Genomic DNA, 22,213 nt, shown 5'->3' with positions numbered 1-22,213 from the left:
AGTTTGAAACTGACAGAACAAATCATTACTGACTTGCTTTGTTGTTTAAATGTTTTCCAAAGGAATCTCTTGGCATTCACCCGCTAGAAACGGGATCCAACCACGAGGTTTTTGGCATTTGACATTGTGCACGCTGTTGAGTTCTCAAGGATCGGACGCACCCAGCCGCCGACCGCGAGGCCATTGCACTGGGACATTTCCTGTCATGCTATTGAGCTGTTCCGCAACGCTCGATCTCAACAAGTGAAACCAGGCGACACGTCATCAAACAAACAACGCGAATAACTCCACATTGTTTAGCTTGGGATGGTCCCGCTTGAGGCCGAGAAGCATTCCGCTTCCCGCACCTGTGGGGTGACAAGAGATGACATTACGCGGATTTCGGGAGGCCCGCAATTCGCTGCCTCATCCCGGGCGTGTCGGCTCGTTTCACTCGACGAAGACGCCGGCGAGGGTCTTCTTGCCGCGGCGCAGAACCGCGACGCCGCTGGGCAGAACGGCGCCCTCAATCGTCTCCGTGTCGGTCAGCACCTTCACGTTGTTCAGGTACACCCCGCCCTGGCTGATCGCCCGCCTCGCTTCACTGAGACTGGCGGTCAGCCCGGTGTCCACGAGCAGCTGCGCCACCGGAGCGTGCGGAGCGGTCGTCGTGTTCGGGAGTTCGCGCAGCGCGGCCTCGAGCGTCTCCTGATCGAGGTCGGCCAGGTTCCCCTGTCCGAACAGAGCCTGCGCGGCGAGCACGGCGGCGGCCGTGGCCCGCTGCCCGTGCACGAGGCTCGTCACTTCGATGGCCAGGGTGCGCTGAGCCTCGCGGCGGAACGGTTCGGTCGCCACCGCCTCCGCCAGGCGCTCGATTTCGGCGCGGGTGAGGAAGGTGAAGACCTTGAGCCGGGCCACCACATCGGAATCGTCCGTGTTCAGCCAGAACTGGTAGAGCGCGTACGGGCTCGTGAGCGTGGGGTCGAGCCAGACGGCGTTGCCTTCGCTCTTGCCGAACTTGGTGCCGTCGGTGTTGGTGATGAGCGGCGTGCCGATGGCGTGCACGCTCACCCCCTCGGCGCGATGGATGAGGTCGGTGCCGCTGGTGAGGTTGCCCCACTGGTCACTCCCCCCGGTCTGCAGCACGCAGCCGTAGCTGCGGTAGAGCTCGAGGAAGTCCATCCCCTGGAGCACCTGGTAGCTGAACTCTGTGTAGCTGATGCCGGCATCCGAGTTGAGCCGGGCACTCACGGCATCCTTCTTGAGCATGGTGCCGACGCGGTAGTACTTGCCGACGTCGCGCAGGAAGTCGATGACCCCCATCTTCTCGGTCCAGTCGAGGTTGTTGACGAGGGTGACGGCGTTGTCGCCTTCGGCGCTGAGGAACCGGGAGACCTGGCCCTGGATGTACCCCACCCACTCCGCGACGACGTCTTTGGTCTGCAGCGTGCGCTCGGCCTGCGGGCGAGGGTCGCCGATCAGGCCGGTGGATCCCCCGACCAGGCCGAGGGGACGGTGGCCGGCCAGCTGCAGCCGCCGCATGAGCAGGAGCTGCACGAGGTTTCCCAGGTGCAGGCTCGCCGCGGTCGGGTCGAACCCGCAGTAGTAGGTGATCGGCTCTCCCCCCAGCAACTCGCGAAGTTCGGACTCGTCGGTGGAGACGTGCACGAGGCCGCGCCAGATGATCTCCTCCCAGACGTTGTCGAAGGAAGGATCGTTGGCCTGCAGGGCGAGGATGGCTGGGTCTGACACGCTGCCAGATTACCAGCGCGCCGGGCCGGCCCTCCCGATGGGCGTACCGGGCGCGTCCTGGGGGCGGATTAAGCTCTCCGGGTTGACGAGTCTTGATTTAGGCCTGAAGCTTCATTAGACTCACTTCAGGACGGAGGCTTAACCACATGTTCGTGATTACCGCAGACCAGATTGACAGCCGCAACGACCGGGATCGGGCGAGCGAGATGATCGCCCGGCTGAACGCCGACTTCGGCCCCGCCTTCCTTCTCCCGCCCGACCAGACCTCCGGCGACGAGATCCAGCTCCTGACGGCCGATGCCGACGCGGCGCTCAACGTTGTGCTGGCGCTGCACCGTGCGGGCCATTGGAGCATCGGCCTCGGCATCGGCGACGTGCGCACTCCCCTGCCCGCCTCGACCAGGCAAGCATCCGGCGGAGCCTTCGTGGCCGCCCGGGACGCGGTCAACCGGTCCAAGCGGACCGAGGCGCGGTTCGCCCTCGAGGCCGCGGCCACGGTTCCCCCGGGCGACCCGACGCCGGCCGCTGACGAGGTCGAAGCCATCGTCACCATGCTCCTGCTGCTGCGCCAGCGGCGCACCAACGAGGGCTGGGAGGCTATCGAACTGCTCCGGCGCGGCCTGCCCCAGGTGCAGATCGCCGCCGCCCTGGGGATCTCGACCGCTGCGGTCAGCCAGCGGCTGAAAAGCGCCCAATGGAGGGTCGAGGAAGCCGTGCGCCCCGCACTGGTTAAGCTCGTACAGAACCTCGACCGCGCCACAACCGAATCGGAACGAGACGCATGACCTCGCTCACCGCCCACGTGCTGACCTACCTCTACTGGGTCTTCCTCCTGCTTGTCACCAGCGGCGCCCTGGTCGGCGCCGTGCTCGCCTTCAAGCTGCAGAAGCGGGCCCACGCCATCGGCTCGGCCGGGGCCCTCGCCGCCGGACTGCTGGTCGCGGCCGTTCCGATGCCACAAGGCCCGAGCGTCTTCGGCATCGTGCTCGGGATGCTCGCGGTCGCGCTGGCCGCGATCGGCGGCGGGCCGCTCACGGTGCTCATTCTCGAGCTCGCCACGAGGAACACCGTGCCGCCGGGCAGCCACGGCGGGATCCTCGTCGAAGACGGGGCCACGGATGACACCGTTGCCCCATCCGGAGTGCACGAGGTGCTCCGCGGCGGACTGACCATCGGCATCCTCGAGCGCGTGGCGGTGGCCGGCGCGATCCTCGCCGGTTTCCCCGAGGCCCTCGCCGTGGTCGTGGCGATCAAGGGCGTCGGCCGCTTCACCGAGCTGGCGGCCGCCGAGGCACGCGAGAGATTCATCATCGGCACCTTCGCCAGCCTGATCTGGGCGTGCGCCTGCGCCGCCCTCGTCGGCCTCGCCGTCGTCTAGCCCCTCCCTCCAAGCCCCCTCAAAGCCCCCCTTTCTTACCCCCACCTCCCGCGAACCCGCAGTTGTGCGCGTTATGAGGCACGAATGACGCGCACAACTGCGGTTTCGCGGGTCCTTTCGGCGGTTTCGGGACGGCCCGGCGGTAGGGCGAGACGGATGCCTCGCCCGGCATCCAGAACCGCCACGGGAACTCCGCTCCCCCGCCCTCGCCGCTCACGCCCGTGCGCGGGCCGGTGAGGAAGTCGGCCGGCTCGGCCGGCAGCGTGAGCTGGAACGGCGGCAGGGCCAGGTCGGAGCCGTCGTCGCCGAGGCCGATCCCGAGCGCGAGCGTGAGCCGCGCCGGGCCCCTCGCGAGGTCGCGATCGCTGGCCGACGAGGTGCGGCGGGCGCGGGCATCCGCGATGCCATCGATGATCTCGCCGCCGCGGATCAGCACGGCGGACGCCTCGCCGTCGGGCGAGCAGACGACGTTGGCGCAGACGTGCATCCCGTAGGTGAAATACGCGTAGAGGCGACCCGCCGGGCCGAACATGCTGGCGTTGCGCCGGGTCTGCCCGCGAAAGGCATGCGAGCCGGGATCCGCCCCGCCGCCCAGGTACGCTTCGACCTCGGTGATGCGCAGCGACACCCCTCCGTGGCTGAGCACCGCGCCCAGCAGGAGTGGCGCGACCTGGGTCGCGGGCCGTTCGAGCAGGGCGCGGTCGAAGCTCACTTCGGGAGCCTCACTTCAGCAGCCTCACTTCAGCAGCGGCGCAGCCAATGCGCGCACGCGCGCCACGAGGGCGGCGCGCTGTTCGGCGACGCGCACGGGCGAGGTTCCGCCCTGGCCGTCGCGGCCCTCCACCGAACCGCGGATGCTGAGCACGTCGCGCACGTCGGGGGTCAGGTGCTCTGAGATCGACCGGAGCGCGTCGTCGTCCACCTCGTGCAGTTCGAGCCCGCGTTCCTCGGCAAACTTCACCAGTGAGCCGGTGATCTCGTGGGCATCGCGGAAGGTGACGTGGCGCTTGACCAGCCATTCGGCGACATCCGTGGCCAGGGAGTAGCCCTGGGGCGCGAGTTCGGCCATCCGGTCGGTGTGGAAGGTCAGAGTGGCGACCATGCCGGTGAAGGCCGGCATGAGCACCTGGAGCGTCTCGATCGAGTCGAAGACGGGTTCCTTGTCTTCCTGCAGGTCACGGTTGTAGGCCAGCGGAAGCCCCTTGAGGGTGGTGAGCAGCCCGGTGAGGTTGCCGATCAGGCGGCCCGACTTGCCGCGCGCGAGCTCGGCGATGTCGGGGTTCTTCTTCTGCGGCATGATCGAGGACCCGGTGGAGTAGGCGTCGTCGAGGGTGACGAAACCGAACTCCTTCGTGTTCCAGAGGATGATCTCCTCGGCCAGCCGGGACAGGTCGATGCCGATCTGGGCAGTGATGTACGCGAACTCGGCGACCAGGTCGCGGCTCGCAGTGCCGTCGATCGAGTTCTCGACGACGCCGCCGAAGCCGAGTTCCGTGGCGATGTGGCGGGCATCCAGGCCGAGGGTGCTTCCGGCCAGGGCGCCGCCGCCGTAGGGCGAGAAGTCGGCGCGCTTGTTCCAGTCGGCGAACCGCTCGAGGTCGCGCACGAGCGGCCAGCAGTGCGCGAACAGGTGGTGGGCGAGCAAGACGGGCTGCGCGTGCTGCAGGTGGGTGCGGCCGGGCATGATCGCGTGCTCGTTCGCCTCGGCCTGCGACGCCAGGGCGTCGATCAGGTCGATCAGGAGGTCGGCGATCGCAGCGGAACGGTCGCGCAGCAGCATCCGGACGAGCGTGGCCACCTGGTCGTTGCGGCTGCGGCCGGCGCGGAGTTTGCCGCCGAGCTCGGTGCCGATGATGTCGATCAGGCCGCGCTCGAGGGCGGAGTGCACGTCTTCGTCGCTTTCGGCCGGCGTGAACCGGCCCTCGGCGACGGCGACCTCCAGGGCGTCGAGCCCGGCGACCATCGCGACGAGTTCTTCATCGCTCAGGTACCCGGCGGCGGCGAGGGCGCGGGCGTGGGCCTTGGAACCGCGGAGGTCGTACTCCGCCAGCTGCCAGTCGAAGTGCGTCGACTTGCTCAGCCGCGCCAGCTCCGGTGACGGCCCGCCGGCGAAGCGGCCGCCCCAGAGGGCGCCCGCCTTGCCGGCACGATTGTCGCCGTTGCCTGGCTTGTCGCCCTTGTGCGCCACGCCGACCTACTTGCCGGCGAGGTCGCGGCGTGCCGAGATCTTGCTCGGCAGCGACCACAGCTCGATGAAACCCTTGGCCATCGACTGGTCGAAGGTGTCCCCGGTGTCGTACGTCGCGAGGTTGAAGTCGTACAGGCTCTGCGTGGACTTGCGCCCGGTGACGACGGCGCTGCCGGCGTGCATCTTCAGGCGGATGTCGCCGGTGACGTGCTTCTGCGTCTCGTCGATGAACACGTCCAGGGCCCGCTTGAGGCCGGAGAACCAGAGCCCGTCGTAGACTAGCTCGGCCCACTTCGACTCCACGGTGCGCTTGTAGCGGGCGAGGTCGCGTTCGATCGTCATGTTCTCGAGCTCTTCGTGCGCGGCGATCAGTGCGATGCCGGCCGGGGCCTCGTAGACCTCGCGGCTCTTGATGCCGACGAGGCGGTCCTCTACGATGTCGATGCGGCCGACGCCCTGGTTGCCGGCGTGCAGGTTCATGAGTTCGATGGCCTGCAGCGGCGTCACGGGGACGCCGTCGATGGCGACGGGAATGCCCTGGTCGAAGCTGATGACGACCTCGGTCGGCTCGCGGGTCACGGCCGGATCCTGCGTGTAGGTGTAGAGATCCTCGATCGGAGCGTTCCACGGGTCCTCGAGGAACCCGGTCTCGACCGCGCGGCCGTAGACGTTCTGGTCGATGGAGTACGGGCTCTTCTTCGACTGCGCGATCGGCAGGTTGTGCATCGCCGCGTACTCGATGGCCTTGTCGCGGGTGAGCGCAAAGTCGCGCACCGGGGCGAGTGACGTGAGCTCGGGCGCGAGGGCTGCGACGGCGGCTTCAAACCGCACCTGGTCATTGCCCTTGCCGGTGCAGCCGTGCGCGACGCTGTTCGCGCCGAGGTCCTTCGCGGTCGAGGCGAGGTACTTGGCGATCAGCGGACGGCTGAGCGCCGAGACGAGCGGGTAGCGCTTCTGGTAGAGCGCGTTGGCCTTGAGCGCCGGCATGACGTAATCGGTCGCGAATTCGTCCTTGGCGTCGACGACGATCGACTCCACGGCACCACAGTCGAGTGCTCGCTGGCGGATCACGTCCATGTCTTCGCCGCTCTGTCCGACGTCGATCGCGAGGGCGACGACCTCTTTTCCGGTCGCATCCTTCAGCCAGCCGATGCCAACCGACGTATCCAGTCCACCCGAGTATGCGAGCACAACGCGTTCTGCCATGGTTCTCCTCAATCCGTGATCATCTTCAAGTTTACGGTGTCGCAGAGGTCGACCTCGCCGCGAGTCCCCAGGCGGTGGTCGAGCCCGTCGAGACCCGGTGGTCGACCACCGGGTCGGGTCGGGTACCTAGGCGGCGTTTTGCGCGAGCAGCCAGACGAGGAGCGACTTCTGGGCGTGCAGGCGGTTTTCGGCCTCGTCCCAGATGATGCTCTGCGGGCCGTCGATGACATCCGCGGTGACTTCGTAGCCGCGGTCGGCCGGGAGGCAGTGCATGAAGTGGGCGTCCGCCTTCGCGAGGGCCATCATCGCGGCGTCCACCCGGTAGTCGCCGAAGACGGCGAGGCGGTCCGACTTCTCCTCTTCCTTGCCCATCGACACCCAGGTGTCGGTGACGACGACGTCGACGCCGGCGACGGCCTCGCGGGGGTCGGTGTACAGGGCGACGGATCCGCCGGTGCGAGCTGCGATTGCCGCGGCATCCGCCACGACCTGCGCGTTCGGCGCGTACTCGGCCGGCGATGCGACCCGCACGTGCATGCCGGCGGTCGCCCCGGCGAGCAGGTAGGACTGGGCCATGTTGCTGGCGCCGTCGCCGAGGAAGGCGATGGTCAGGCCGGCGAGGTCACCGCGATGTTCGCGGATGGTGAGCAGGTCGGCGAGCAGTTGGCACGGGTGGAAGTCGTCGGAGAGCGCGTTGACGACGGGAACGCTTGTGCCGCTGGCTATCTCCTCGAGGCCGGCCTGGCCGTAGGTGCGCCAGACGATCGCGGCGACCTGGCGCTCAAGCACCCGGGCCGTGTCGGATGCCGTTTCCTTGCCGCCGAGCTGGCTGCTGGCCGTGCTGATGATCAGCGGGCTGCCGCCGAGGTCGGCGATTCCGACCGCGAACGAGACCCTCGTGCGGGTCGAGGACTTGTCGAAGATCACGGCGACGGTCTGCGGGCCGGCCAGGGGCTTGACCGCGAATCGGTCTCGCTTCAGCTCCAGGGCCCGGTCGAGGATCTCCGCCTGTTCGGCCGGAGAAATGTCGTCGTCGCGCAGGAAATGGCGGGTCACGGTGTCACTTTCGCTGATGGTGCGGGTAGCGGGTGGGAAAGTTCAACTCTAGATGCTGGCCAGTGCGAGCCCGAATCGGCGCTCGAACTCGGCCAGTTCGGCGTCGCCGACGATCAGCGGCGGCGCCAGGCGGATGCTCAGCTCGTTGGCGGCGTTGACAATGAGCCCGTGTGAGAGTGCCGCCGCCGCCAGCCGCAACGCGACCGGCTCGGTCAGCCCGATGCCGAGGAGCAGCCCGCGCCCGCGCACCTCCGCGATCAGAGGCGAGTCGAAGCGGGCGATGATCTCCCGCAGCTCGCTCCCCCGGCGGGCCGCGTTGGCGACCAGGCCGTCGTCTTCGATCACGCCGAGCACCGCGTTGGCGGTCGCCGTGACGAGCGGGTTGCCGCCGTAGGTCGAGCCGTGCTGCCCACGGGTGAAGAGGTCGGAGGCCGCGCCGAAGGTGACCAGCGCGCCGATCGGCACGCCGCCGCCCATCCCCTTGGCCAGGGTCACCGCGTCGGGCAGGATGCCGTCCTGCTCGTAGGCGAACCAGGTACCGGTGCGTCCGATCCCGGTCTGGATCTCGTCGAGGATCAGCAGCACGCCGTGCTCGGTGCAGAGTTCGCGCGCGCGGCGGAGGAAACCGTCCGGGAGCTCCAGCACGCCGGCCTCGCCCTTGAGCGGTTCGAGGAAGAGGGCCGCGACGGTGCCGTCGATCGCGGCCTCGAGCGCCTCGATCGTCGTGTCGATGTGCTCGACGCCGCCGGGGACGGGCTCGAAGGGCTCGCGCATCTGCGGCTTGCCGGTGAGGGCGAGCGCGCCCATCGTGCGGCCGTGGAAGGAATCGTGCAGGGCGAGGATCCGGGTCCGGCCACGGCCGTTCACGTTGAGCCGGGCCAGTTTGAACGCGGCCTCGTTGGCCTCGGCGCCCGAGTTGCAGAAGTAGACGCGCCCGCTCTCGCCGGCCCCGGTGAGGCGTTTCAGCCGTTCAGCGAGTTCCAGCTGGGGCGGAGTGGCGAAGTAGTTGGACACGTGCACGAGCGTGGCGACCTGCTCGCTGACCGCGGCGACCATGGCCGGATGCGCGTGCCCGAGCGCGTTCACCGCGATACCGGCCAGGAAATCGAGGTACTTCGTGCCCTGGTCGTCCCAGACGTAGCATCCCTCGCCACGCACGAGCAGCGCGAGCGGGGTCGCGAGCGTGCGCATCATCGAGTCGCCGAAGCGGTCCTGCCACGTGCGGTCTGCCTGCGTCGGGTCTGCCTCGCTCATGCCGGTACCACCTCCGTGCCGATGCCCTGGGTCGTGAAGACTTCGAGCAGGATCGAGTGCGGAACGCGCCCGTCGATGATCGCAGCCTTGGCCACGCCGCCCTCGACCGCGTCGAGGCAGGCGGTCATCTTGGGGATCATGCCGGACTCGAGGCCGGGCAGCAACGCGCGGAGGGCATCCGTGTCGATCACGCTCACGATCGAGTCGCGGTTGGGCCAGTCGCTGTAGAGGCCGGCGACGTCGGTGAGGATGACGAGCTTGGCCGCCCCGAGGGCGATCGCCAGTGCGGCGGCGGCCGCGTCGGCGTTGACGTTCAGGGACTGGCCCGGGACATCCGTGTCGGGTGCGATCGACGACACGACCGGGATCCGGCCGGCGGCGAGTTGCGCGTGCACAGCCTCCGGGTCGACCCCGATGACGTCGCCGACGAGGCCGAGGTCGACGTCCTCGCCGTCAATGACGACGCCGCGGCGGCGCCCCTGGAACAGGCCGGCATCCTCACCGGAGAGGCCTGCGGCAAGCGGGCCGTGCTGGTTGATGTGGCTGACGAGGTCGCGGTTGATCTGGCCGGTGAGCACCATGCGCACGACGTCCATCGCCTCGGGTGTCGTGACCCGGTAGCCGCCGCGGAACTCGCTCTCGATGCCGAGGCGCTCGAGCATGGCGGAGATCTGCGGGCCGCCGCCGTGCACGACGACCGGGCGGATGCCGGCGTAGCGCAGGTAGACCATGTCCTCTGCGAACGCGCGCTGCAGTTCCTCGCTCACCATGGCGTTGCCGCCGAACTTGATCACGATCACCTGGTCGTGGAACCGCTTGAGCCAGGGCAGGGATTCAATCAGGATGGCGGCCTTGACGGCTGCCTCCGCCTGGCTGTTGGTGGTGTCGTCGGTGCTCTCGTCGGCGCTCAACTCGAGTACGCGCTGTTCTCTTCGACGTAGTCGTGGGTGAGGTCGTTGGTCCAGATCGTGGCCGTTTCGGCGCCGGCGTGCAGGTCGATGACCACCGACACGGCCCGTGCGGAGAGGTCGACGAGTTCGCGGGGTTCGTCGGGCTCCCCCGCGGTGCAGACATGCACGCCGTTGATGGCGACGTCGATGCCGTACGGGTCGAAGGTGGCGTCGGCCTCGCTGACCGTGCCGACCGCGGCGAGCACGCGGCCCCAGTTGGGGTCGTTGCCGTAGATGGCGGCCTTGAACAGGTTGCTCCGGGAGACGGCCCGCGCCACCGTGACCGCCTCGGTCTCTGAGAGGGCATTCACCACCTCGATGGCGACGTCGTGCGCCGCCCCCTCGGCGTCGGCCTGCAGTTGGAGGGTGAGGTCGCGGCACAACTCGGTGAGGGCATCCGCGAACTCGGCCTCGTCGGCGTCGATGCCGCTGGCCCCGGAGGCGAGCAGGCTGACGGTGTCGTTTGTGGACATGCAGCCGTCGGAGTCGAGCCTGTCGAAGGTCAGCCGGGTCGCCTGGCGGAGCGCGGTATCGAGCCGCGCGGAGTCGAGGACCGCGTCGGTGGTGATCACGACGAGCATGGTCGCGAGGCCCGGCGCGAGCATCCCGGCGCCCTTGGCCATGCCGCCGATGGTCCAGCCGGCCGGCGATCGGTGCTCGGCCTGCTTCGGCGTCGTGTCGGTGGTCATAATGGCGGTCGCGGCGGCGAGGCCCGCTTCGGGCGACGCCGCGACGTCACCCTGGAGGGCCAGGGACGCCTCCCAGACGCCGGCCCTGAGCTTGTCGAGATCGAGCTGTTCGCCGATCAGGCCGGTCGAGCAGACGAGCACGTCCCCGGCGGAGATGTCCAGTCGGGCAGCGACGGCCTCGGCCGTCGCGTGGGTGGTCTGGAAGCCGATCCGGCCGGTGTAGCAGTTCGCGCCGCCGGAGTTGAGCACGATCGCGCTGACCACGCCGTCGGCCATGACCTGCCGGCTCCAGATCACCGGGTTGGCCTGGCAGCGGTTGATCGTGAAAACGGTCGCCGCGCTGGTGAGCGGGCCGAGGTTCTGCACGAGGGCCAGGTCGAGGCCGCCCGATTTCTTGAGACCGGCGGTGACACCGGCTGCGGCGAATCCGGCGGGGGCTGTGACGCTCACGGGGCGACTCCATTCGTGCTGAGGCCCGCGGTTTCGGGCAGTCCGAGGGCGATGTTGGCCGATTGGATGGCGGCGCCGGCGGTGCCCTTGACCAGGTTGTCGACGGCGGTCACCGTCACGACGCGACCGGCTGCCTCGTCGACGGCGAGGCCGATCAGCGCGGTGTTCGCGCCGAGAACATCCGCTGTGCGCGGGAAGTGACCATCGGGCAGCAGGTGCACGAACGGTTCGTCGGCGTAGGCACGCTCCCAGGCGTCACGCACGGCGGCCGCCGAGGTGCCCGGCACGAGGCGGGCGGTGGCGGTGGCGAGGATGCCGCGAGACATCGGCACGATCACGGGAGTGAAGGAGATGGTCGGGTTCACTGCTCCGGCCCAGCGCAGGCCCTGCTGCATCTCGGGGATGTGGCGGTGCACTCCGCCGACCGCGTAGGGGTTCGCCGAGCCGAGAATCTCGGGCGCGAGGTTCGGCAGCTTGAGGCTCTTGCCGGCGCCGGACGGGCCGACCGCCAGCACGGCCACGATGTCCTGGGCCTCGATGACGCCCGCGAGGATCCCGGGCGCGAGGGCGAGGGCGACGGTGCTGGCATTGCACCCGGGCGCGGCGATGCGCCGCGCCCCGACCAGGCGGTCCCGCTGCTTGCCGCCCGCGACGGGAAGCTCGGGCACCCCGTAGGCCCAGGCGCCGTAGTAGTCGCCGCCGTAGAACGCGGCCCAGTCGGGCTCGCTCTCGAGCCGGTGGTCCGCGCCGCAGTCGACCACGAGCGTCTCGGCGGGCAGGTGGGCGGTCAGGGCACCGGATGCGCCGTGAGGCAGCGCGAGGAAGACGACGTCGTGCCCGGCCAGGGTCTCCGGCGACGTGTCGACGAGCGTCAGGTGCGCGAGCGACCGCAGGTGAGGCTGGACATCGAGGAGGCGCTGCCCGGCGTTGCTGTGCGCGGTCACCGTGCGCAGCTCGAGGTCGGGGTGCCCGGCGATCAGCCGCAGCAGCTCTCCGCCCGCATAGCCGCTCGCGCCCGCCACTGCCACCGAAAAGACCATGCGTTAAACCTATCGCGCAGCCTCTCCCCGCCGAGAATCGCCGATTACGCCGAGACGCGCCGTTCCGGCGGCGATTCTCGGCAGAATCGGCGACTCTCGGCGATCGGGCGGGGCGCCACGGCGAGTGGCGGCGCGGGCGCTCCGTTCGCCGAGCTTGACTGTTGCGGTCGGCGGAAGGGACTACTCGCGGATGGTCGCCCCGAAGCGTGCGGCGGCCACGGCGACACCGGCGAGCTTGGCTTCGCTCGCCTCGGGCGCCGTGAGTGTGCGGTCCAGCGCGCGGAAACGCAGCGCGAAGGTCAGCGACTTGCGGCCGACCGGGACGCCCGCGCCACGGTAGTCGTCGACCAGGTGCGCGCTCTCGAGCAGCGCCCCACCGCCCTCGGACACGGCCGCGAGCACGTCGGCGGCCGGCACATCGGCGTCGACCACGAGCGAGAGGTCCTGGGTCGCCGCCGGCATGGTGCGGATCGGCGTCGCGACGATCCCGGCGCCCGCGTGGGCGATCACGTCGGACAGGTTGACCTCGGCGACGGCGACGACCGAGGGCAGGTCGCCCTCACGCGCGACGGCGGGGAGCAGCTCGCCGGCGTAGCCGACGACCTCGTCCGCGTCGCCCGCCGTTGTCACGAAGAGTTCGGCCGTGCGCCCCGGGTGCATCGCCTGGTGCGAACCCTGGCGCACCTGGATCCGCACGCCGGAGGCGAGCGCGACCTGCTGCACGGCGGCGAGGGCGTCCTGCCAGCCGGCCGCGACCGCGGGGTGGCCCGGCTGGTGCCGCGCCGCGTTGCCGATCAGCACGACGCCGAGCATCAGAGGCTGAGGGGGGATGCCGGCGTTCAGCTCGGCCTCCAGGTTGGCGCTCGGCCGCACCGCGCCGGGCGGCACCACGTCGGCGCCGTAGCGGATGCCCGGCTCGGGCCGGAAGACGAGCCCCAGCTCGAACACGGCCAGGTCGGTGAGCCCGCGAGAGCGGTTGCGGTGGGCGATCTGCAACAGCCCGGGCAGGATCGAGGTGCGCATGAACGGCGCCTCGCCGTCCATCGGGTTCGCCAGCCGCAGCTGCGGAACGGGGCCGGAAACGGGGTTCCCGAACAGGTCGTTCGCCTTCTCCGACACGAACGGGTAGGCGAGCACCTCGGTGTGGCCCGCGGCCGCGAGGGTCTGCGCGATCTGGCGCTTGAGCACCTGTGGCAGGGTGAGTCCTCGCCCGGGGGGCGCGACCGGCAGCACCGAGGGGATGCGGTCGTAGCCGACGATGCGCGCGACTTCCTCGGCCAGGGTCCACTTGTCGGTCAGGTCGGGGCGCCAGCTCGGGGCGGTGACGGCCAGCCCGGTCGGCGTCTCCGTCATCGTCGCGCCGATCTCGGCCAGCGAGGTGCGCACCTCGTCGCGGGTGTACTCGAGGCCGATCAGGCCGGAGATGAAGCCGGTGGGCAGCTCGATCGGCACCGCGTCGGGGGTCGCGTCGTGCAGCGAGCCGAGGTCGTCGGCCACTCCCCCGGCGAGTTCGACCAGCAGCTGCACCACGCGCGCGGCTGCGACGACGGCAACGGCCGGGTCGACCCCGCGTTCGAAGCGACGGGACGCCTCGCTCGGCAGCTTGTGCCGGCGGGCGGTGCGCGCGATCGACACCGGGTCGAAGTTGGCCGCCTCGATCAGCACGTTCCGCGTCGACGCGCCGATCTCGGTGGTCTGGCCGCCCATCACGCCGGCCAGGCCGATCGGCCCTGACTCGTCGGTGATCAGCAGGTCTTCCGGGTGAAGCTCGCGGGTCGCGTCGTCGAGGGTGACGAGCTTCTCCTCCTCCAGCGCCCGGCGCACGGTGATGCCGCCGTTGAGCCTGTCGAGGTCGTAGCCGTGGATCGGCTGGCCGAGCTCGAGCATCACGTAGTTGGTCACGTCGACGATGAGCGAGATCGACCGGATGCCGGCCAGCTTCAGCCGGGCGATCAGCCAGGCCGGAGACGGCTTGCTGGGGTCGACTCCGCGCACCGCGCGGGTGACGAAGACGCTCGCGCCGACGCGGCCGCGGATCGGCGCCTGGTCGTCGATCGTGACCGGGAACTCCGACGCCGTGACGACGGGAGCGACGGCCAGGGCCGGGTCGCGGAACGTGGCGCCGGTGGCGTGCGAGTACTCGCGGGCGACGCCGCGGATCGAGAACGCGTAGCCACGGTCGGGGGTGACGTTGATTTCGACGGCCGCGTCGTCCAGCCCGAGCAGGCTGATCGCATCCGTGCCCACCTCGGGGTCGAGCCCGAGCGTGCCGAGCACGAGGATGCCCTCGTGGTCGTCGCCCAGGCCCAACTCCTTGGCCGAGGCGATCATGCCGTCGGAGACGTGGCCGTAGGTCTTGCGGGCCGCGATCGGGAACGGGCCGGGCAGCACGGAGCCGGGCAGGGTCACGACGACCTTGTCGCCGACGACGAAGTTGTGGGCGCCGCAGACCACGCCGTGGATGGCGGGGCCGCCGTCGGCCGCGGTCTCATCGCCGGGCGCGACACGCACCTGGCACCAGTTGATGGTCTTGCCGTTGGTCTGCGCTTCGGGCTCGGCGGAGAGCACCTCGCCGACGACGATCGGGCCGGACAGCTCGAAGCGGTGGATGTCCTCCTCTTCGAGGCCGACGCTGACGAGGGCGGCGTGCACGTCTTCGGGGGTTGTGCCGGGCTCGAGGTCGACGTACTCGGCGAGCCAACTCAGTGGGACGCGCATCAGACGGTCATCCCGAACTGCTGGCTGAAGCGGATGTCGCCCTCGATCATGTCGCGCATATCCTTCACATCGTTTCGGAACATCAGGGCTCGTTCGACGCCGACGCCGAACGCGAAACCGGAGTAGACCTCAGGGTCGATCCCGGCGGAGCGGAGCACGTTGGCGTTGACCATGCCGCAGCCGCCCCATTCGATCCAGCGCGCGCCGCCCTTGAAGGTGGGGTGCCAGAGGTCGAGCTCGGCGCTCGGCTCGGTGAACGGGAAGTAGTTGGGGCGCAGGCGAACCTTCGCCTCCTCGCCGAACATGGCCTTGACGAAGTGGTCGAGCGTGCCGCGCAGGTGCGCCATGGTGAGCCCCTCGTCGATGGCGATGCCCTCGACCTGGTGGAAGACGGGCGTGTGCGTCGCGTCGAGCTCGTCGGTGCGGAACACCCGGCCGGGCGCCACAACGTAGACGGGCAGCTCGCGGGAGAGCAGGGCGCGCAGCTGCACCGGCGAGGTGTGGGTGCGCAGCACGAGGTGCGCGGCGGTCGGCTCGACGAAGAACGTGTCCTGCATGGCGCGGGCGGGGTGGTCCTCGTCGAAGTTGAGCGCGTCGAAGTTGAACCACTCGCTCTCGAGCTCCGGTCCCTCCGCAACCTCCCAGCCCATGCCGACGAAGACATCGGTGACGCGCTCCTGCAGGAGCGAGATCGGATGCCGCGCGCCGGGCTGCCAGGTCGTGGCGGCGGCGGTGACATCCACCGTCTCTGCGGCGAGCTGCGCGGCGACCTCGGCGGCGGTGATCGCGGTTTCCCGCGCGGCAAAGGCCTGCGCCACCGCTCCCCGGGCCTGGCCGAGGAGCTTGCCGGCCTGGGCCTTCTGGTCGCCGGGCACACTGCGCATCAGGGCGTTCAGCCGGGCCAGCGGGGAGGCCTCGCCGGTGTGCTCTGCGCGCACGGTCTTCAGGGCAGCGGAGTCGTTCACTGCGGCGATGGCGGCGAGGGCGGCGGCGACGGCCGCGCTCACTACGGGTTCGGAGATCTCAGAGGGGTCAGACACAAGTCCCAAGTTTAGTAGGGCGGGGCCCCGGCGCTCTGGTTGCCCTGGGCTGCGGGGTGGACGACCTCGGGAGCGACGGGCTTCTCGGGCGGTGCCGCGGCATCCGGGGTCACGCCGCCGGCCCTGGACCCGGTGCGCCTCGCGATGACCCGCGCCAGCCAGGAGAGCAGCAGGTTCATCGTCAGGTAGATGGCCAGCACGACGAGGAAGAACGAGAAGGAGTACCGGCTGCCGAAGAAGTTTGTCAGGTTGTACAGACCAGATCGGAGGAGCTCCTCGTAGCCGACCACGAACGACAGCGAGGTGTCCTTCAGGAGCACCACGAGCTGCGCGATGATGATCGGCAGCATCTGCCGGAATGCCTGGGGGAATTCGATCCGGAAGCGGGTCGCGATCGGGGTCAGGCCGATGGCCAGCCCGGCCTCGCGCTGCCCGCGCGGCAGAGAAGCGATGCCGGCTCGCAGGGCCTCACCGATGATCGCGCCGTTGTACACGGAGAGGGCTGCGACGCCCGCCCAGAACGACCCGGTGGAGAAGACGAGCAGGATGAAGAGCATCATCAGCAGCACCGGCATGCCACGCACGAACTCGAGCACGATGGTGGTCGGAATCCGGATCCACCTGGTGTCGGATGCCCGGCCGAAGGAGAAGAGCACGCCGAGCACGAGCGCGAACACGGCGGCGACAGCGGCCATCCGGAGCGTGCTCAGGGCACCCTGGCCGAGCGTGCGCCAGACCTGCACGTCGGTGAAGACGTCCCACCGGGAGGCGTCCCAGAGGCCCGGCTGAACGGCGCCGTTGGCGCTGACCTTGGGAGCACCGAGCGCGAGGATGAGCCAGACCAGGCCGGCCGCGATGACGATGATGCCGACAATGGAGAGGACGCGCGACCTGACAATGGCCTTCGGCCCGGGAGCGTCATAGAGAACCGAGGTCATCGGAGCACCGCCACCTTCTTCTCGACCCGGCCGGCGATGAGGCCGAGGGAGATTGTGACGAGCAGGTAGAAAGCGGCGACGGAGAGCAGGATCGCGAGCACTTCATCCCCTCGCAGGTTGGTGACCTTGCGCGCGGCGCCGAAGAGTTCGAAGACGAAGAACGCCCCGGCGACCGACGTGTTCTTGGTCAGCGCGATGAAGACGTTGATCAGCGGCGGGATGACCATGCGCACGGCCTGCGGCATGACCACGAAGGAGAGCGTCTGGCCGAAGGTCAGGCCGATGCTGCGGGCGGCCTCGGCCTGACCGACGTGCACCCCATTGATGCCGGAACGCAGCGCCTCGGCGACGAAGGGCGACGTGTACACGGTGAGCCCGATCGCGGCCAGGGTGAAGTAGCCGGGCGAGTACTGCAGGTAAGGCAGCAGGTAGGCGCAGAAGAAGAGGACCAGGGTGAGTGGGGTGTTCCGAACGATCTCCGTGAACACGGTGGCGAATCCGCGAAACGACGCCACGGGCGAGATGCGCATGGTCGCGATGATGATGCCGAGCACGAGTGCCCCGATGCCGGCCAGTACCAGCAGACCGAGCGTGTTTCTGAATCCCTCCAGAAACAAGGGCAGGTTTTCAATGACTGCGTCCACAACTCACCTCCTTCTCTGTGTGTTTCAAGCAGTGCTGATCGGGGTGGTCCGGCCGGAAAACAGCCGGAACACCCCGATATCAGCCGGATATGCCTAGTAGCGGTCGACGGCGGGAGGCGTCGGGGTCTCAAGCACCTTGCCGGCGGTCGCGTCCCAGGCAGCGGCCCACGAGCCATCCTCAAACGACTTCTCGAGCGTGTCGTTGATGAAGGTGCGGAACGCCTCGTCACCCTTCTTCAGGCCGATGCCGTACGGCTCCTTGGTGAACGGCTTGTCGACGACCTCGAACTCGCCCTCGTTCTGGTCGGCGAGGCCGGCCAGGATGACGTTGTCCGTGGTCACTGCCACGGACTCGCCGCTGCGCAGCGGGCCCAGGCAGTTGGAGTAGGTGTCGGTCGCCTGGATCTTGTCCGTGTAGGCGGCGATGTTCTTCTCCGAGGTGGAGCCGCTGACGGTGCAGACCTGCTTGCCGGTGAGGTCTTCCGGTCCGGTGATCTTGTCCGGGTTGCCTGCGAGCACGAGCAGGTCCTGGCCGGCTTCGTAGTACGGGCCGGCGAAGTCGATGACTTCCTTGCGCGTGTCGTTGATCGTGTAGGTGGCGACGACCATGTCCACCTGGCCGTTCTGGATGAACGGCTCGCGGTTGGCCGACACGGTCTCTACCCACTCGATGTTCTCGGGCTTGATGCCGAGCTTGGCGGCGATGAGCTTAGCCATCTCGACGTCGAAACCTTCCGGGGTTCCGTCTGGGCCCTTGAGGCCGAAGAGCGGCTGGTCGAACTTGGTGCCGATGGTGATCTTGCCGGCGTCGCTGAGCTTGGCCATCGTGCTGCCGGCGTCAAACTCGGGGGCTTTTTCGACCGGTGCGGCCGAGGGCGCTGCGCCCGAGTCGGTGCATCCGCTGAGCGCGAGCGCGCTCGCGAGGGCAATGGCCGAAATCATTAGACCTTTGTTGAGTCTCATGGTTTTTCTCCTGATTGCTGTGGGGATTCCTTGCACACCGATTAGTGGGCAAGTATTTTCGAGAGGAAGTCTTTCGCTCTCGTGCTTTGGGGGTTGGTGAAGAACTGCTCCGGAGTGGTTTCTTCGACGATTTCGCCCTCGGCCATGAATATGACCCGGTTGGCTGCCTTGCGGGCGAAGCCCATTTCGTGGGTGACGACGATCATCGTCATGCCGTCGTTGGCGAGGTTGATCATGACCTCGAGCACCTCGTTGATCATTTCCGGGTCGAGCGCGCTGGTGGGCTCGTCGAGCAGGATCAGCTTGGGCTCCATGGCCAGCGCCCGCGCGATGGCCACGCGCTGCTGCTGGCCGCCGGAGAGCTGCGCCGGCATCTTCTTCGCCTGGTTTGCCACCCCGACGCGTTCGAGCAGGGCCATGGCCTTCTTCTCGGCGTCGGCCTTCGACAGCCCGCGCACCTTGATCGGCCCGAGCGTCACGTTCTCCAGCACGGTCTTGTGCGCGAACAGGTTGAACGCCTGGAAGACCATGCCTACGTCGGCACGCAGGTGGGCCAGGGCCTTGCCCTCGGCCGGCAGCGGCTGGCCGTCTATGGTGATGATGCCGGAGTCGATTGTCTCGAGCCGGTTGATGGCCCGGCAGAGTGTCGACTTGCCCGATCCGCTCGGTCCGATCACGACGACAACTTCGCCGCGGTTGACAACGGCGTTGATGTCCTTCAGAACGTGCAGGTCGCCGTAGTGCTTGTCAACGTTTTTCACGACGACCAGCGGTTCACCCCGCCTGACGTTGATGTTGGATGTGGCCGGCGTTGAATCGGTGGGCTCCATACCCCCCAACTTAGGGGAAAACGGCTCTCCGCGAATACCACCAATCTGTGGTATTTACCCATTTGTGATGCTAGCTCCGCTGGGCGAAGGCGCTTTCGTACAGGCAGACGGATGCCGCGGTGGCGAGGTTCATCGATTCGGCGTGTCCGTAGAGCGGCACGGAGATCGACCGGTCGACCTTGGCGAGGTCTTCGTCGGTCAGCCCGCGGGCCTCGTTGCCGAAGAGCCAGGCGGTGGGCGCGGCGAGCAGGCCGCTGTTGCGCGCGGCGAGCAGGTCGTCGCCCTTGACGTCGGCCGCGAGGAGCTGGAGGCCGGCGGCCTGCACCCGGCCCCTGACGTCTTCGAGGGTGGCGCCGACGGCGACCGGCAGGTGGAAGATCGAGCCCGTGGAGGCGCGGACGACCTTGGGGTTGTACAGGTCGACGCTGCGGCCGGTGAGGATGACCGCGTCCGCGCCGGCGGCATCCGCTGCCCGGATGATCGTGCCGGCGTTGCCGGGATCGCGCACCTCTTCGAGGATGGCGATGAGCCTGGGCTTTTTCGCGAAGATGTCCTTGACCGAGATCGGGAACTGGTGACACACGGCCACGAAGCCCTGCGGGGTCACGGTGTCGGCCATCGATTCGAGCACAGCCTCGGTGACGAACTCGACCTCGATGCCGGCGGCAGCCGCGGCGCCCGCGATGTCGGTGTAGCGGTCGAGCGCCGTCGGGGTCGCGAACAGTTCGACGACCAGATCCGGGCGGAAGGTGAGCGCCTCGGCGACGGCCTGCGGCCCTTCCAGCAGGAAGACCCCGGTTTCATCCCGCGCTGCGCGCTTGGCTAGTTTTGCGACGGCCCGCACACGCGGAGAACGGGGATTATCAAGCATGTGTCCCAGCTTAGATGCAGAACGGGAGCGGGCGACCAAGTCGCCCGCTCCCGTGAATCCTGCGTGTGGAACTCTGCTTATGCAGAGACCTTCGGTGCCGACGTGTTGGCAGGAAGGGCGCTCTTGGCGCTCTCGACGAGGGCCGCGAAAGTGGCGGGCTCGTTGACGGCCAGGTCAGCCAGGATGCGACGGTCGACCCCGATGCCGGCCAGGGCGAGGCCCTGGATCAGGCGGTTGTAGGTGAGGCCGTTCGAGCGGGACGCGGCGTTGATCCGCTGGATCCACAGGCGACGGAAGTCACCCTTGCGTGCACGGCGGTCACGGTAGCTGTAGACGAGGGAGTGAGTGACCTGCTCCTTGGCCTTACGGTACAGACGCGAACGCTGACCGCGGTAACCCGCGGCGCGTTCGAGAATGACGCGACGCTTCTTGTGGGCGTTTACTGCCCTCTTTACTCTTGCCATTTTTCTGGTTCCTTACCGGATACGCGGTCTAAAGACCGAGAAGCTTCTTGATGACCTTGGTGTCGGCCTTGGCCAGAACCTGGTCGGTGTTGAGGCGCGACTTGCGCTTGGTCGACTTGACCTCGAGGTTGTGACGCATGCCAGCCTGCTGCTTCATGATCTTGCCGGTGCCAGTGACCTTGAACCGCTTCTTCGTCCCGGAATGGGTCTTCATCTTAGGCATCTTTTTCCTCCAGTTTCGCTGCCTTGTCGGCAACCTTGTCTGCCTTATCGGCTACCTTGTCTGCCTTGTCGGCAGCCTTATGTGCGTTGGCCTCGGCCTTGGCCTCTGACTTGTTCTTCAGGGGGCCAATCACCATGACCATGTTTCGTCCGTCGATGGTCGGGCTCGATTCGACTGAACCGAATTCCGCTACATCCTCGGCAAATTTCTTGAGCAGACGTACGCCCTGGTCCGGACGGGACTGCTCACGACCACGGAACAAAATCATGGCCTTGACCTTGTCGCCGGCCTTCAGGAAGCCCTCGGCGCGCTTGCGCTTCGTCTCGTAGTCGTGCGTGTCAATCTTGAGGCGGAAACGAACCTCTTTCAGGATCGTGTTCGCCTGGTTGCGCCGGGCCTCCTTGGCCTTCTGCGCAGCCTCGTACTTGAACTTGCCGTAGTCCATGATCTTGGCAACCGGCGGCTTGGAGTCGGGGGAAACCTCGACCAGGTCAAGGTCGGCATCCTGCGCCAGGCGCAGGGCAACATCAATGGACACGACCCCGACCTGCTCGCCGGCAGGGCCAACGAGACGGACTTCGGGGACGCGGATACGGTCATTTGTACGGGGATCGCTGATGCGTCGCTCCTCTTTCTCAAACATCGTGGCTACAGACAGGTGACGGATGCCGCCCGGCGACGAAGAGAGAAAAATCACGTGCGTTGGTTCGAGAAAAGTTCGCTCGTGAACCACACACGACACCCTGTCTACCATCACGATGCTGGAGACCAGCGCCATAACGGCGGAGTGCTAACTACCCGGTAACCTTGATGAAGCGGTCAAGCGCGGGTGGGAGATTATCCACTTTCGTACCGAGACTTACGTCTCGGAGCCGACACGACTCTATCAGAGGATTGCAGTGAATAACACTTACGACCAGGACGACACCGCGCAGGCCACCAGGGACATCGCCGATGTGCCCGCGGTGGAGATCATCACGACCGCCGCGGTGCACCTGATGAGCGCCTCCGCGGTCAAGGTCGGCCTGGCCGACGACCCGGACACGCAGATGGACCTCGACGAGGCCCGCAAACTCATCAACGCCCTCGCCGGACTGGTCACCGCAGCGGCCCCGGACATCGCGGACATGCACGCACGGAGCCTCCGCGACGGGCTGCGGTCGCTGCAGCTGGCGTTCCGCGAGGCATCCGCCATTCCCGACCCGATCGGCAAGGGCCCGGGCGAGAAGTACACCGGCCCCGTCAACTAGGGCGTGTCTCCTAATCGAATCGTGATTCGTTTGGGAGGGTGGAGGGATGTCTCGTACTGCTTTGCTGATCGATCACCAGTGGGCTCGGATCGAATCGTTGATGCCGAGCTCGGATGGCAGTGCGGGGCGACCGTTCCGGGATCATCGCTCGATCCTGGAGGGCATCATTTACCGGTTCCGGGCGGGAATTCCGTGGCGGGATCTGCCGGAGAATTTCGGTCCGTGGCAGACGGTCTGGAAACGGCATCGCCGGTTTAGCTGCGACGGGACCTGGGACAAGATCCACTCCCGGTTGCTGGCCGAGGCCGACGCGGTCGGGATGATCGACTG

General features: G+C 68.0%; 23 protein-coding genes. 4 read left to right on the top strand and 19 right to left on the bottom strand.

The annotated features are described in order from the left end of the window. Positions 1 to 429: 429 nt before the first annotated feature. Positions 430 to 1,731, bottom strand: a complete 1,302-nt coding sequence (gene tyrS, locus BLQ39_RS14525; protein WP_198414406.1) for a tyrosine--tRNA ligase — start codon at positions 1,729 to 1,731, stop codon at positions 430 to 432. A 146-nt stretch (positions 1,732 to 1,877) separates the two neighbouring features. On the opposite strand from tyrS, the gene BLQ39_RS14520 reads away from it, so the two are divergent. Then, positions 1,878 to 2,516, top strand: a complete 639-nt coding sequence (locus BLQ39_RS14520) for a sigma-70 RNA polymerase sigma factor region 4 domain-containing protein (protein WP_092325072.1) — start codon at positions 1,878 to 1,880, stop codon at positions 2,514 to 2,516. Further along, the gene (locus BLQ39_RS14515; RefSeq protein ID WP_092325070.1) at positions 2,513 to 3,109 is read left to right on the top strand and encodes a hypothetical protein; all 597 of its coding nucleotides are present in this window, start codon (positions 2,513 to 2,515) and stop codon (positions 3,107 to 3,109) included. The genes BLQ39_RS14520 and BLQ39_RS14515 overlap by 4 nt, the downstream gene beginning before the upstream one ends. A 19-nt stretch (positions 3,110 to 3,128) precedes the next feature. On the opposite strand, the gene BLQ39_RS14510 is transcribed toward BLQ39_RS14515, so the two are convergent. From BLQ39_RS14510 to infC, 18 genes are all read right to left on the bottom strand, one after another. Further along, positions 3,129 to 3,821: a DNA-3-methyladenine glycosylase gene (locus BLQ39_RS14510; protein ID WP_092325068.1), complete on the bottom strand. Its 693-nt coding sequence runs from the start codon at positions 3,819 to 3,821 to the stop codon at positions 3,129 to 3,131. A 24-nt stretch (positions 3,822 to 3,845) separates the two neighbouring features. After that, positions 3,846 to 5,297 carry an argininosuccinate lyase gene (gene argH / locus BLQ39_RS14505; protein WP_092325066.1) on the bottom strand — a complete coding sequence of 484 codons (1,452 nt, stop codon included), beginning with the start codon at positions 5,295 to 5,297 and terminating at the stop codon, positions 3,846 to 3,848. Between the two features lie 6 nt (positions 5,298 to 5,303). After that, positions 5,304 to 6,503 (bottom strand): argininosuccinate synthase, encoded by a 1,200-nt coding sequence (locus tag BLQ39_RS14500; protein ID WP_092325064.1) that lies wholly within the window; start codon positions 6,501 to 6,503, stop codon positions 5,304 to 5,306. A 126-nt stretch (positions 6,504 to 6,629) separates the two neighbouring features. Further along, complete coding sequence (argF, locus tag BLQ39_RS14495; RefSeq protein ID WP_092325062.1) at positions 6,630 to 7,559, bottom strand: ornithine carbamoyltransferase; 930 nt, start codon at positions 7,557 to 7,559, stop codon at positions 6,630 to 6,632. Between the two features lie 48 nt (positions 7,560 to 7,607). Next, complete coding sequence (locus BLQ39_RS14490; RefSeq protein WP_092325060.1) at positions 7,608 to 8,813, bottom strand: acetylornithine transaminase; 1,206 nt, start codon at positions 8,811 to 8,813, stop codon at positions 7,608 to 7,610. After that, positions 8,810 to 9,724, bottom strand: coding sequence for an acetylglutamate kinase (gene argB / locus BLQ39_RS14485; RefSeq protein WP_092325058.1), 915 nt, complete (start codon positions 9,722 to 9,724; stop codon positions 8,810 to 8,812). Before argB ends, BLQ39_RS14490 begins: the two co-directional genes overlap by 4 nt. After that, complete coding sequence (gene argJ, locus BLQ39_RS14480; RefSeq protein ID WP_092325056.1) at positions 9,721 to 10,902, bottom strand: bifunctional glutamate N-acetyltransferase/amino-acid acetyltransferase ArgJ; 1,182 nt, start codon at positions 10,900 to 10,902, stop codon at positions 9,721 to 9,723. The genes argB and argJ overlap by 4 nt, the downstream gene beginning before the upstream one ends. Then, entirely contained in the window at positions 10,899 to 11,942 is a 1,044-nt protein-coding gene (argC, locus tag BLQ39_RS14475; RefSeq protein WP_092325054.1) for an N-acetyl-gamma-glutamyl-phosphate reductase, read from the bottom strand. The genes argJ and argC overlap by 4 nt, the downstream gene beginning before the upstream one ends. Positions 11,943 to 12,122: 180 nt before the next feature. Continuing rightward, the gene (pheT, locus tag BLQ39_RS14470; RefSeq protein WP_092325052.1) at positions 12,123 to 14,660 is read right to left on the bottom strand and encodes a phenylalanine--tRNA ligase subunit beta; all 2,538 of its coding nucleotides are present in this window, start codon (positions 14,658 to 14,660) and stop codon (positions 12,123 to 12,125) included. After that, a complete protein-coding gene (gene pheS / locus BLQ39_RS14465; RefSeq protein WP_092325050.1) occupies positions 14,660 to 15,700 on the bottom strand; it encodes a phenylalanine--tRNA ligase subunit alpha in 1,041 nt (346 codons plus the stop codon). The genes pheT and pheS overlap by 1 nt, the downstream gene beginning before the upstream one ends. A gap of 11 nt (positions 15,701 to 15,711) precedes the next feature. After that, on the bottom strand, positions 15,712 to 16,638 hold the full coding sequence (locus tag BLQ39_RS14460; RefSeq protein ID WP_092325048.1) for an amino acid ABC transporter permease: 927 nt from the start codon (positions 16,636 to 16,638) through the stop codon (positions 15,712 to 15,714). After that, complete coding sequence (locus BLQ39_RS14455) at positions 16,635 to 17,282, bottom strand: amino acid ABC transporter permease (protein ID WP_092325046.1); 648 nt, start codon at positions 17,280 to 17,282, stop codon at positions 16,635 to 16,637. Before BLQ39_RS14455 ends, BLQ39_RS14460 begins: the two co-directional genes overlap by 4 nt. Positions 17,283 to 17,375: 93 nt before the next feature. Then, a complete protein-coding gene (locus BLQ39_RS14450) occupies positions 17,376 to 18,245 on the bottom strand; it encodes a glutamate ABC transporter substrate-binding protein (protein WP_092325044.1) in 870 nt (289 codons plus the stop codon). A gap of 41 nt (positions 18,246 to 18,286) precedes the next feature. Then, a complete protein-coding gene (locus BLQ39_RS14445; RefSeq protein WP_092325042.1) occupies positions 18,287 to 19,075 on the bottom strand; it encodes an amino acid ABC transporter ATP-binding protein in 789 nt (262 codons plus the stop codon). A gap of 70 nt (positions 19,076 to 19,145) precedes the next feature. Further along, on the bottom strand, positions 19,146 to 19,946 hold the full coding sequence (locus tag BLQ39_RS14440) for a TrmH family RNA methyltransferase (RefSeq protein WP_092325040.1): 801 nt from the start codon (positions 19,944 to 19,946) through the stop codon (positions 19,146 to 19,148). Positions 19,947 to 20,023: 77 nt separating this feature from the next. Beyond that, the gene (gene rplT, locus BLQ39_RS14435) at positions 20,024 to 20,410 is read right to left on the bottom strand and encodes a 50S ribosomal protein L20 (RefSeq protein ID WP_092325038.1); all 387 of its coding nucleotides are present in this window, start codon (positions 20,408 to 20,410) and stop codon (positions 20,024 to 20,026) included. Between the two features lie 28 nt (positions 20,411 to 20,438). After that, a complete protein-coding gene (gene rpmI, locus BLQ39_RS14430; RefSeq protein WP_092325036.1) occupies positions 20,439 to 20,633 on the bottom strand; it encodes a 50S ribosomal protein L35 in 195 nt (64 codons plus the stop codon). Beyond that, a complete protein-coding gene (infC, locus tag BLQ39_RS14425) occupies positions 20,626 to 21,276 on the bottom strand; it encodes a translation initiation factor IF-3 (protein ID WP_092325034.1) in 651 nt (216 codons plus the stop codon). The genes rpmI and infC overlap by 8 nt, the downstream gene beginning before the upstream one ends. Before the next feature lie 256 nt (positions 21,277 to 21,532). Between infC and BLQ39_RS14420 the strand changes: the two genes are divergently transcribed. After that, the gene (locus tag BLQ39_RS14420) at positions 21,533 to 21,883 is read left to right on the top strand and encodes a DUF1844 domain-containing protein (protein WP_174775367.1); all 351 of its coding nucleotides are present in this window, start codon (positions 21,533 to 21,535) and stop codon (positions 21,881 to 21,883) included. Between the two features lie 46 nt (positions 21,884 to 21,929). Next, a partial coding sequence (locus tag BLQ39_RS14415) for a transposase (RefSeq protein WP_143006485.1) occupies positions 21,930 to 22,213 on the top strand: 284 nt, incomplete at its 3' end.

The sequence above is a fragment of the Cryobacterium psychrotolerans genome (assembly GCF_900101115.1).
GTDB lineage: Bacteria > Actinomycetota > Actinomycetes > Actinomycetales > Microbacteriaceae > Cryobacterium > Cryobacterium psychrotolerans.
Note: the sequence above shows the minus strand (reverse complement) of the source record. Positions and strands in the feature narration are given on the sequence as shown.